General features: G+C 43.8%; 5 protein-coding genes. All 5 read left to right on the top strand.

Annotated features, from left to right (window positions below; genetic code table 11):
- Positions 1-12: 12 nt before the first annotated feature.
- The 5 genes from AC1DXF_RS06250 to AC1DXF_RS06270 all read left to right on the top strand — a co-directional run bounded on the left by AC1DXF_RS06250 (position 13) and on the right by AC1DXF_RS06270 (position 12379).
- A complete protein-coding gene (locus tag AC1DXF_RS06250; RefSeq protein ID WP_477447223.1) occupies positions 13-3219 on the top strand; it encodes a SusC/RagA family TonB-linked outer membrane protein in 3207 nt (1068 codons plus the stop codon).
- Positions 3220-3242: 23 nt separating this feature from the next.
- A complete protein-coding gene (locus tag AC1DXF_RS06255; RefSeq protein ID WP_477447225.1) occupies positions 3243-4988 on the top strand; it encodes a RagB/SusD family nutrient uptake outer membrane protein in 1746 nt (581 codons plus the stop codon).
- Positions 4989-5397: 409 nt separating this feature from the next.
- Positions 5398-6630, top strand: a complete 1233-nt coding sequence (locus AC1DXF_RS06260; RefSeq protein WP_477447227.1) for a multiheme c-type cytochrome — start codon at positions 5398-5400, stop codon at positions 6628-6630.
- Positions 6631-6649: 19 nt separating this feature from the next.
- Positions 6650-10222: a VCBS repeat-containing protein gene (locus AC1DXF_RS06265; protein WP_477447229.1), complete on the top strand. Its 3573-nt coding sequence runs from the start codon at positions 6650-6652 to the stop codon at positions 10220-10222.
- A gap of 330 nt (positions 10223-10552) precedes the next feature.
- Positions 10553-12379 carry a 3-keto-disaccharide hydrolase gene (locus AC1DXF_RS06270; RefSeq protein ID WP_477447231.1) on the top strand — a complete coding sequence of 609 codons (1827 nt, stop codon included), beginning with the start codon at positions 10553-10555 and terminating at the stop codon, positions 12377-12379.

A 12379-nucleotide genomic window follows, 5' to 3' on the forward strand; every position in this document is an offset into this window, starting at 1 on the left:
AATAATTAATGTATGAGAGGAAAACTACACATCAAAAAATTTGTGGCTTTAATCTGGATCAACTTAGCACTTGTGCTGGTAAGTATGTCTGGGTATGCCCAAAGTAAAATTACCGGTAAAGTCACCGGCTCCGATGACGGGCTACCAATACCAGGTGTTACCGTAAGAGTGAAAGGTGGCACAACGGTAACAAGTACCAATACAGAAGGTGCTTATTCAATTACCGCGGGAAGTAATGCTACACTGATATTTAGTTTTATTGGCTATGTAAGCCAGGAAATGACAGTTGGCGGCAATGCCACCTTAAATATAAAACTAACTCCCGAGAACAAAGCTTTAAATGAAGTAGTAGTGATAGGGTACGGTACTGCCAAACGCAGTGACGTCACGGGTGCCATCAGTTCGGTTAGCGCCGCCACCATCGAAAAAGTACCTGTAACATCGTTAGATCAGGCATTACAAGGTAGGGCCGCAGGCGTACAGGTTACCAATAATGACGCTTCGCCAGGTGGTAATGTCTCGGTAATAATCCGGGGTACAGGTAGTCCGGCTTCTGGTGGTAATTCACCGTTGTACGTAATTGACGGATACCCATTGAATGCAGGTGGTATTAATAACATTAATCCAAGTGACATCGCATCGATGGAAATATTGAAGGATGCTTCGGCAACGGCTATTTATGGTGTGAGGGCTGCCAACGGGGTTGTTATGATTACTACTAAAAGCGGCAAAAAGGATGGTAACGCTGTAGTCGAAATTAATGCTTATAACGCTTTTCAAAGTAAACCTAAACAGTATAGCTTATTAAACGCGCAAGAGTTTGCCACATTGGCCAATACAGTAGCTGCTAATGACCCCAATAAACATTTTACTACATTAGCCAATTGGTCAAATCCATCGTCATTAACCAATGCCGACTGGCAGAACGCGATTTACCGCTCGGGTTTAACCCAAAATTATGACCTTTCTATCCGCGGCGGTAATGAAAAAGTTCAGTCAAAAATTGCCATAGGCTATTATAACCAAAAAGGGATAGTTTACGCTTCATATTTTAAGAGAATCACCCTTGGCGCTAAAGTAGATTATCAGCCTGTGAAATGGCTTAAGTCGACAACAACAGCCAACTACTCTTACCAAAATTACAACACCCCTTATGGAACAGGGAACTTAGGCAGCATTAATCAATTGCCACCAACCTTAGATGGCGGTAATAAATTAACCAGCCAGATAAAGGACGGGAAAGGTAATTATGGTTTCTTTAACCCTATTTATACATATGTTGCAAAAAACAATAACCCGATTTACGATCTTGACCATAATGAATTTAAAAACATAAATAATTTTTTCAAGGTAAATTCACAACTGGAAGCCTCCATTTTTGATGGGCTTAAGTTCAAAACTAATGCTGGTATTACTTATACAGGCTATAATGGCTCATTTTTTCAGCCCTCTGATAATCGTAAAATTGATCAGTACGGCGCTGCCGCAGGTGCATCCGGAAACGCCCTGTTTTCTAAGCACATCAACAGTACTTTTGACTGGTTATGGGAAAATTACCTTTCTTACGATAAAACTTTTGGCTCGCACACCATCAATTTTGTAGGGGGTGTATCTGTGCAGGAGCGTGATTATGAAAGTATGGGGGGGAGCGTGATTCCGCCAAACAATGTTATTAAAGATTTGAACCAGGGAACCAATCTTAAACTTGATACATACGGTAACGGCGAGATCAAACGTTCATATGCATCACAATTTGCAAGGTTATCATACAACTATGCGACTAAATATTACTTAACGGCTACCGTCAGAAGGGATGGCTCATCCCAATTTGCGCCTGGCCACCAGTATGGTACCTTTTATTCAGGTGCTTTAAACTGGAACGCCAAAAAAGAATCTTTCCTGGCCAATGTTGATTGGTTGTCGGGTCTTAAATTTAGGGGTAGTTACGGTGAATTGGGTAACCAGTCTGGTGTAGGTGACTTTACTTATCAATCGTTATATACAGCAGGTTCTGCAGCGGGCACCAGCGGTAATCTTGGCTATGCCTTTGGTAAAGTTGGCGGCAGCAATGGTACTTATCAGGCGGGGATAGCCTCTTCTCAGCCACAAAACGATAATATTCGTTGGGAAACTGACTATGAAACCGATATAGGTACCGACATTTCATTTTTACATGGCGATTTAACGCTTACTATAGATTACTTCAACAGAAAATCAAAGGATTTCTTATTAAATCGTTTGGTTTCTCCGCAAACAGGTTTTATAACCTTGCCGGGTAACACTGGTTCGATAATAAATAAGGGCTGGGAGTTTGCTGTAAATTATAACCATGCCGTTAATAATGATTTGCACTTTGATTTAGGCTTACAGCTGTCATTTATCAAAAATAAATTGAACAGTTTAAATTTTATAACCCCATATATTGGTAATTTGGGAAGTTTATCTTTAACAGGCGAGGGTTGGGGCGACTTTACCCGTACGTATATCGGACAACCCGTTGGCGAATACTATGGATATAAGGCCATTGGTATTATACAAACACAGGCGCAACTTGATGCATTAAATAATGCCGCGAAAGCTAAGGGTAACGACTTTTACTACAAAGCTACTACCGGAGTTGGTGATAGGCTGTTTGCTGACGTAAACGGCAGCGGGAAGGTAACAGCCGATGACCAGACTGCCTTAGGTAGCCCTCAGCCTAAGTTTTTTGGTGGATTTAACCTGGGTGCATCTTTTAAGAACTGGGATTTTAACGCTTATTTCTACGGAGTTTATGGTAACAAGATACTGAATTACCAGGAAAGTAACTTAGAGAGCTTTGCTCAAAGAGGTTCTGTAAGTATCGAAAACGTAAGCAAGCAATATTACAATAATTACTGGACTGCAACGCGCCCGTCAAATCGATATGCTGCCGTACATTTTGATGATACAGATTATGGTAACCTTGCACCATCAAGTGTTTGGGTAGAAAACGGTAGCTTCCTGAAATTAAAGACCCTTACTGTTGGCTACAGCTTACCATCAGATTTGGTAAAAAAACTAACCTTAACCAAAGTAAGGATTTACTTATCGTCACAGAATTTGTTCACCATCACAAAGTATACTGGTCTTGATCCCGAAATTGGTTCACAAGGCGGTAGTCCAACCCAAACCGGGATTGATAACGGTACCTATCCGTCATCGAGGTTTTACACTGTGGGCTTAAACGTAGTATTCTAACCAAGGACTTAAAAATTAAAGACATGAAAATCAATAAAAAATATTTCACTATTGCAACCTTGTGTGGGGCTATGCTGATCCCGCTCAGCTGTAAAAAGAATTTTTTGACCCAGACCAATACATACCAATCAACGGCCGATGCCACTTTTGAAAAATCACAGGATGTAGTTGCCCTGGTAAACAGTATTTACGATGGTTACCAGAATAGTGATCTGTTAAAAAAATCAATTTGGTACTATGCCAATTTTACCACACATGACTGGTTTAATAATGGCGGCGATATCGCCTGGAATAATTATACCATTAGTCCAACTTTTGGCGCATTGTACACCTTTTGGCAAAATGCTTATTTTGATGTCATCAGGGCAAACTCTGCATTGGAAATTATTGCTAAGGCCAAAACAAAAGGCGTGGTTACCGAGGCGTTAGGTAACCGTTTGCTTGGCGAAGCCTATTTTTTAAGAGGCATGACCTATTATTACCTTGCTGGTAGCTTTGGCGGTGTGCCAATTGAATCAAAATCTAACCCTGACGGTTTGGCCCCGAGAAACACACAGGCCGAGGTGTTTGCACAAGTAGTTGCCGATATGAAACAGGCCGAGACCTTGCTGCAATCAAAAACCGTATTGCCGGCTACAGAAAAAGGCAGGGCTACCAAAGGTGCAGCCTATGCTTACGAAGGCTCGGCGCAAATGTGGTTAGGTAAATATGCCGAAGCACTTACTGCATTTAACAATACCGAGTTGACCAGCAATTACCATTTATTGCCAAAATTTATTGATGTACATGAATTTAGCAATCAAAATAACGACGAATCGTTATTTGAAATTCAGTTTGATATCCAGGGTTCACAAAGCTGGGATGGCGGCTGGCAAAATGGTGGCGAAGTAGCATGGATAGATGACTTTAGCTGGCCACATGAGTTAAGCGGTTTTGGTTATGATTATGGTAACCCCGGCTTAGAGTACTCATACCAAACAGGCGATTTACGTAAAAATGCAACCATCATTGGCCCCGGCGATCAAAACATCAGCCCAGGAATTATTGCCAAATGGGGTGGTATAAAAGGCTACCAGGTAGTTATTGACGGTTTCAAAAACGGAACAAAAGATAACTCGGCTCAAAAATATGGCTCATTTGTTGGCGATGATGGTAACATCATTAATACCTGCGGTGCCTTAAGGCAGCCATGGTTTGGCGACGACCTTACCCGTTCTGGCTTCTATTGTGCAAAAAAATGGCGCGATCCAAACCTTACCGGTGCCAATGGTTCATCAACCATATTTGGTTCACAAAACCAGATCCTGATGCGCTATGCCGAAGTTTTATTATCGAGGGCTGAATGTAAAGTACGTACCGGCGATATTCCCGGCGCCATGGCCGACTTGAAATTGGTTAGAGACAGGGCTTTTGGTGGCTCGGCCCCTGCCGTTATGCAGGATGGGCTTACTTATGATGGTAAAGCAACTACGCCTATTACCGACCCGTTGCAGATGGTATTAAGTGAGTACAGGCACGAATTGACCGGCGAGTATTCCTTATTTTACTTATTGCGTAGGGCAGGTCCGGGTGTAGCTGCTGCTTTTATTCAAAAAAACTATGGTACCGATGCTACAGTAACCCCGCAGCCTTATCCTTACGGCCCAACTGCCGATGGAAAACTGCATGGAGTTTGGCGCACATCGTTACCTGCAAACCACGATATATTGCCTATACCGCAAACGGCTATAGGGCTTAACCCCAACCTGAAACAAAACCCGGGTTATTAATAAGGGTTATAATGAACGAAATGAGTTTAGTTATATAATTGGTTACGTTGCTTTGGCTTTCTCCTTCGGGAGAAGGCCTTTTTAAATTCAAACGTTATCCTATTTATTAATTAAAAAATGTCATTTCGATAGAGCAGGTTGGGCCGTGAGTGGGAGGGCGAAAGAGAAACTATCTCTTGAGCGTAGCGAAAAATCTTATACGCCCAGCATTCCGAGATGTTTGTCGTGATGCTGGGCGTATAAGATTTCTCCTCACACCTGCGCTCAAACCCGCGCTGGTTCGTTCGAAATGACATCTTTAATTAATGACCTGGTTTTGAAAGAGTGTATACACGGTAACTAACCGGGGAAACTGGTTAAAAGTCTCCCCTACCGGGGGAGATTTAGAGGGGGCTGGCGGCTTGCAGTTATGAAAAAAACATTAATAGTAACAGGTATTTTGCTTGCCCTACTGGTAGTTATCTACTTCCAGTTTAGGAGTAATAATGCCTATGCCGATCCCCGCGGGCCGTTATATGCCGGGTCAAAAAGTTGCGCCAAATGCCATAGCAAACTTTATGATTCGTACCTGCATACCGCCCACTATATAGCATCAAGCCCGGCAACAGAAAATACAGTACATGGGAGCTTTGCTCCCGGTTTTAATGTATTTAACATCAGCCAAAATCAAAAAATAGTGATGGAAAAACGGGATAGCGGCTTATATCAAACCTATTACCGGGATGGTAAGATTAAGCAAAGTAACCGTTTTGATATTGTTTTTGGAGGGGTTAAAGGCGAGAGTTATTTATACTGGAAAAACAACAGGCTTTATCAATTGCCATTATCCTATTATAACCGGCAAAACCAATGGTCAACAAGCCCTGGGTATCAATTTAATTTTGTCAATTTCAGGTCGATAGGTAAGCGCTGCCTGGAGTGCCATGTTTCATATGTTGATGAACTGCCGCAAGACAATCAACTAAGTCGCGATGAGCAATTTGATAAAAGTACTATGGTATATGGCATTGATTGCGAACGCTGCCATGGCCCCGGCGCACAGCATGTCGATTTTCAAACCAGTAATCCGGGTGTTAAAACATCAAAGTTTATCGCCCGCTATGCAAACTTAAGCAGGGAGCAAAGGATGGATATGTGCGGGGTATGTCACTCGGGTATCCATACTGCTTTACTGAAATCAACCTTTGGCTTTATGCCCGGCGATACCTTTGCCAAATTTAAACTTCCCGAATTTCAGCGTACGTTGGATACCAGCCATTTAGATGTGCATGGCAAGCAGTTGCAGCTATTACAAAGCAGCAAGTGCTACATGAACAGTACGATGGATTGCGCAACCTGCCATGATACGCACCAGAATACGCGCGGCAATGATATTTTATATACCCAAAAATGCCTCAGCTGCCACAACAAGCCCAATCATGTTTATTGCAAAATGACAGATAAGTTGAGCACCGGTGTGCTCGAAAGCAAATGCATCAGCTGCCACATGCCCGAATTAACTACCAATGTAATATCTGTGCAAACAGCCGATAAAACCCCGCCTGTAAGGTTTTTTGTGCACACCCATCATATAGCCATATATCCGCAGGAGGTAAAAAAGGTACTGGCATTTATTACTAATCAATTCAAAGCATCCTATTAAAAATCAGCTAAATTTTTTTATGAATAAGATCCATTTTCCGGTGCTGCTTTTATTGTCGCTATGCCTGTTTTCCTGTAAAAAGCATACGTTGTTTCAGCAAATTTCTTCGTCGCATTCGGGTATACATTTCAATAATCAAATTGTTGAAACGGATAGCATAAACCCTATCGACCTCACCAATATTTATAACGGTGGCGGCGTAGGCGTAGGCGATTTTAATAACGATGGCCTACAGGACCTGTATTTTACCGGCAACCTGGTATCCAACCGGCTTTATCTGAATAAAGGCGATTTTAAATTCGAAGATATTACCGATGTGGCCGGCGTAAGCGGTATGGGCCGCTGGGGCCGCGGCGTTGCCGTTGTTGATGTCAATAATGATGGCCTGTTGGATATTTATGTATGTAATACCATCTACCCCGATTCGTTGCGCCGTAAAAATATTTTATACATTAACCAGGGGCTTGATAAGGATGGCATCCCTCATTTTAAAGATGAAGCCAAAGCCTATGGCCTGGAGCTGACAAAGCAATCGACCATGGCCAGCTTTTTTGATTACGATAATGATGGCGACCTGGATATGTATCTCACTGTTAATACCGCGTCATCTGCTTATTATCCAAACGTTTTTGGCAAAGCCACCCGTACCAGCAGCAGCAGTACCGGCCAGCTATATCGCAATGATTGGGACGATAAACTGCACCATGCCGTATTTCATAACGTATCTGAGCAGGCCGGCATCTATTTAGAAGGTTTTGGCCACGCGGCTACCACGGTTGATATTAATGGCGACGGCTGGAAAGATATTTATGTATCTGATGATTTTGTATCCAGCAATATCCTGTATATCAATAACCATAACGGTACGTTCACCGATAGGTCGAAAGAATATTTTAAGCATACATCCTACAACGCCATGGGGCAGGATATTGTGGATATTAATAATGACGGCCTTGCCGATGTGATAGAACTGGACATGAACCCTGAAGATAATTATCGTAAAAAAATGATACTGGGCGCAAACAGCTATCAAATGTTCCAGCTTTTTGATATGTTTAAAACGCAGTATCAATATGTGCGCAATACCTTACAGGTAAACCAGGGGCCACGTTTGGGCCAGAATGGGGTAGTGGGCAGCCCGGCGTTCAGTGAAGTAGGTTTCATGAGCGGCATATCGCAAACCGACTGGAGCTGGACACCCTTGGTAACCGATTTTAATAACGATGGTTTCCGCGATCTCATCGTTACCAACGGCTTCCCTAAAGATGTATCCGACCGCGATTTTATGACTTACCGGCAGCAGGCTTTTGCGGCTGTGCCGAAGAAAAAAGTGCTGGAGCAAATTCCCCAGATCAAGATCCCCAATTATGCTTTTCAAAACAATGGTGATCTTACTTTCCATGATGTAAGCAAAAACTGGGGGCTGAACACACCATCGTTTTCAAACGGTGCAGTTTATGTCGATCTGGATAATGATGGCACTATGGATATGGTGGTGAACAATATCAACGATGAAGCATCGGTATACCGCAACACATCGCGGGATGATAAAACAAAATCAGACAGCTCACATTACCTGCAAATAAGCTTCAAAGGCGATAAAATGAATATTAACGCCCTTGGTGCTCTGGCCGAAATTTTTTATGACAAAGGCAAGCACCAGGTTTATGAGCATGACCCATACCGCGGATATTTATCATCAGTACAAGCAATAGCCCATTTTGGTTTGGGTAACGTTGGCAAAGTAGATTCTGTTGTGATTAAATGGCCCGGATGCAAAAAACAGGTGTTACGGAATGTTAAAGCCGATCAAAAAATAAATGTAAACATTGCTGATGCCAGGGATAGTTATTCATCCACCTTACCTAAGGTTTACACCAAATCACTGTTTAAAGAAGTTACAGATTCTTTAGGAATAGGTTATGTAAGCAAGGATGCCAATTTTGTTGATTTTAATATTCAAAAACTGTTACCCCACAAACTATCAGAATATTGCCCGGCCCTGGCAGTTGGCGATGTAGATAACAACGGGTTGGATGACGTAGTTATCGGCGGCAATTCAAACTTCCCGGCACAGGTGTTTTTGCAGCAAGCTAATGGAAAATTTATACAGCGCGATCTGGTTAAAAATAACCCCGCACAAAGCACCGGCAAATACAAAGATGGCGGCCTGCTGCTTTTTGATGCCAATGGCGATGGCAAGTTGGATTTGTATGCTGCAAGTGGTGGGTACGAAACCGCTGCCAACAGCCCCGAATACCAGGACAGGCTATACTTAAACGATGGCAAAGGCAATTTTACTTTGGCTACCGATGCCCTGCCAACAAATTTTACCAGTAAGCTGTGTGTACGCGCCTGCGATTATAATAAAGATGGCAAGCCTGACCTGTTTATATCGGGCAGGGTTGAGCCATGGAAATACCCGCAGCCGGTATCGAGCATTATTTTAAGGAACGATAGCCACGATGGCCACATCAAATTTACCGATGTTACCGCCCAGGTTGCCCCGTCATTAAAAAATGCGGGCCTCATTTGTGATGCCTTATTTACCGATTTTGATAACGACGGCTGGCCCGACCTGATCATGGCCGGCGAGTGGATGCCCATTACTTTCCTTAAAAATGATCATGGTAAGTTTGTAAACATCACCTCAAAATCGGGTATTAGCGACAAACCAGGCATGTGGAATACCATAACAGGCGGTGATTTCAGGCATACCGGTCGCACTGATTACATTGTGGGCAACCTTGGCCAAAACAGCCTGCTACAAGCCAGCGACCAGTACCCCATATATATCACCGCCAAAAATTTTGACGGCAGTGGCTATAGTACCATTCCAACTGTTTTCTTTCCCGACGTTAATGGCGAGAAAAAAGAGTTCCCATTGCATGGGCGCGAAGATCAGCTGAAGCAGATGATCAGTCTTAAAAAGAAATATACCAACTACAAATCATTCGCCACCGCCACCCTGCAGGATATGCTCACGCCCGAACAGTTGAACGGCGCTTTAAGACTTAAAGCCAACCTGTTAAAATCATGTTACCTGCGTAACGATGGCAACGGCAAATTTACCCTGATCCCTTTACCAATTGAAGCCCAGGTATCTGTACTCAACGGCATGCAAACCGGCGATTTTGATGGCGATGGCAACCTGGATGTGGTTATGAACGGCAACGATTATGGTTCCGACGCATCCGCAGGGCGCTACGACGCCCTGAATGGTTTAATGTTGAAAGGCGATGGCAAAGGCGGGTTTAAACCGATTAGCATTTTGCAAAGCGGTATTTATATTCCCGGTAATGGCAAAGCCCTGGTGCAGTTGCGCGATAAAAATAACCACGTGCTTTTAGCTGCCAGCCAGAACAGGGATAGCCTGAAAGTTTTTAAACAAAATATAAAGGTTAAAGCAGTGGCGGTACAGGAACGGGATGCTTATGCCATCATTAAGTATAACGGTGGCAGGGTAACTAAGCAGGAGTTTTACTATGGCAGTTCCTTCCTTTCACAATCGGCAAGGTTTTTACAGGTTGATGATGGGATGAAGAGTGTGGTTGTTTTTGATGATAGGGGGAATAAGAGGGTGGTGAAATAGCGGGGAAATTGTTTGCTGCAAAGGATTTTAAAGTGAAGAAGGAATAAAAGAGAGCGGGGGGATGTGCGATTCCTTCCTTGGGGAAGGGGAGGTAGGGGTTAAATCAGGCGTTCAAATAACCTTTGTGCCGGTCGCTCGAATAAACCCCTCCCTGCCTTTACGCTCTAATCCAGCACACCCCTCCCGAGGGAGGGATTTGAAAAATAACGTACTATTTCGCCTCAAACAACTTATTCAAATAATTCCGCAATCGATTGTATAATTTATTAAATTGCACCCAATAAGGGTTAACTGCCTTTACTAAATAAACCAAGTTATAATTCAAATAAAATGTATTCTATTAAGTATCATCCTGTACAATCCGGCAGTAAAAAGCTTGCCATGTTGCTGGCCTGCCTGCTGGGCTGCCAGCAATTGATGGCACAAAACACAGTGCCGCTAACCGATCTTTTAGCCTTCCGGGAGCCGTCCTCAAACTGGAAACTGGCTGCCGCCGCGCAAGCCGATTTGGCGCAGGATGAAGTTTTAACTACCAAAGACGGAACAGGCATATTAGTTAACCTGCCCGCAAAAAAAGGCGCGCAAGACTTATATACCAAAACCTCCTATGGCGATATCGACCTGGAACTGGACTATATGATGGCTAAAGGATCAAACTCCGGAATCTATTTACAAGGCCGCTATGAAATCCAACTGTTGGATAGCTGGGGAAAAGTTAACCCCCAATCGGGCGATAACGGTGGCATTTATGAGCGCTGGGATGATAGTAAGCCCGAGGGGCAGCAAGGCTATGATGGCCATGCGCCAAGGCAAAATGCCAGCAAGGCTCCGGGCTTATGGCAGCACATGCGTATCTCGTTCCAGGCCCCACGTTTTGATGCTCAGGGCAAAAAGATCTCCAACGCCAAAATAATTTATGTTTGGCTAAACGGTGTACTGATACAGGATAATGCAGAGCTTGCCGGGCCAACCCGCGGCGCATTGGACAGTAAGGAGGCAACTGCAGGTCCGCTGCGCATCCAGGGCGATCATGGTGCGGTAGCTTTCAGGAACATCATTATTACCACTTTTGATAAGCCTCATCCTGTTTTATCGAACCTTAAATATTCGGTTTTTAAAGGGACTAAAACTACACCTTTGGGAAAGCCGGATGCAGAAGGGAACTCAACTATACTCTCCTCAAATGTAGGCAGGCTAACTAATGATTTTTTGATCCGTTACACAGGCACAATAACGATTACCGAACCTGGCGAATATAATTTTACTTTAAGTGTACCGGGCGGCAAAGGGGCTTTACATATTGATAATCAGGACGCTATTAAATCGGCAAACAACCGTGGTGTCGGCAAAATTCAGCTACAGTCCGGCGATCATGCATTCGAGTTGTATTACACCAAGACTGCCGATTGGGCTAAACCGGCTTTAGGGCTAACTGTATCCGGTCCCGGTATCCGCGAATACTTGCTGACTGATGCTAACGTAAGTAATAACGATCCGGTTGATCCCATTCTTATTAATGCGACATCAAATACTATTTTGCGCAGTTTTTCTGACCTGCCGGGCGATATCCGCGTTACTCATGGCGTAAATGTGGGCAGTGCCGAACAGGTACATTACACTTACGACCTGGATAAAGGGATGATAGTACAAATATGGCGTGGCGGCTTTTTAGATGCCACGCCTATGTGGCACGATAGGGGCGATGGCTCATCGCGCGTAGCAGGTTCGGTAAAATATTTAGGCAAACCGGTACCCGGGATATTAAAACTTGCCAGCGCGCAGGCCGCCTGGGCCGCTGATACTGCCGGCACGGGCTATCGTCCTAAAGGCTATATTTTAAATACAGATGACAGGCCAACGTTTAGGTACATCATTTACGGATCGATGGTGAATGATGCCAGCACGGTGATTGAAGGCGGCCACGGCATCCGGCGCGAAATAACCCTGCAAAACCCGGTTGATGGCTTGTTTGCTCACCTGGCTACCGGCAGCAATATTGAGGATGCGGGTAACGGATTATATATCGTTGATGATAAATCTTACTATATCAAAGTAGAAGATGCGGCTGGGGCCAAACCTATCCTTAGGGATGCGGGTGGTAAGCAGGAGCTTATTATCCCCATCAAAGGAAAATTAACCTATTCAATTATCTTTTAA

Source organism: Mucilaginibacter sp. P2_A5, from assembly GCF_056404995.1.

What these genes read in the sequence shown, in the direction of transcription:
- AC1DXF_RS06250 (WP_477447223.1), top strand. Translation starts at nt 13, where the DNA reads ATGAGAGGAAAACTACACATCAAAAAATTTGTGGCTTTAATCTGGATC.
- AC1DXF_RS06255 (WP_477447225.1), top strand. Translation starts at nt 3,243, where the DNA reads ATGAAAATCAATAAAAAATATTTCACTATTGCAACCTTGTGTGGGGCT.
- AC1DXF_RS06260 (WP_477447227.1), top strand. Translation starts at nt 5,398, where the DNA reads ATGAAAAAAACATTAATAGTAACAGGTATTTTGCTTGCCCTACTGGTA.
- AC1DXF_RS06265 (WP_477447229.1), top strand. Translation starts at nt 6,650, where the DNA reads ATGAATAAGATCCATTTTCCGGTGCTGCTTTTATTGTCGCTATGCCTG.
- AC1DXF_RS06270 (WP_477447231.1), top strand. Translation starts at nt 10,553, where the DNA reads ATGTATTCTATTAAGTATCATCCTGTACAATCCGGCAGTAAAAAGCTT.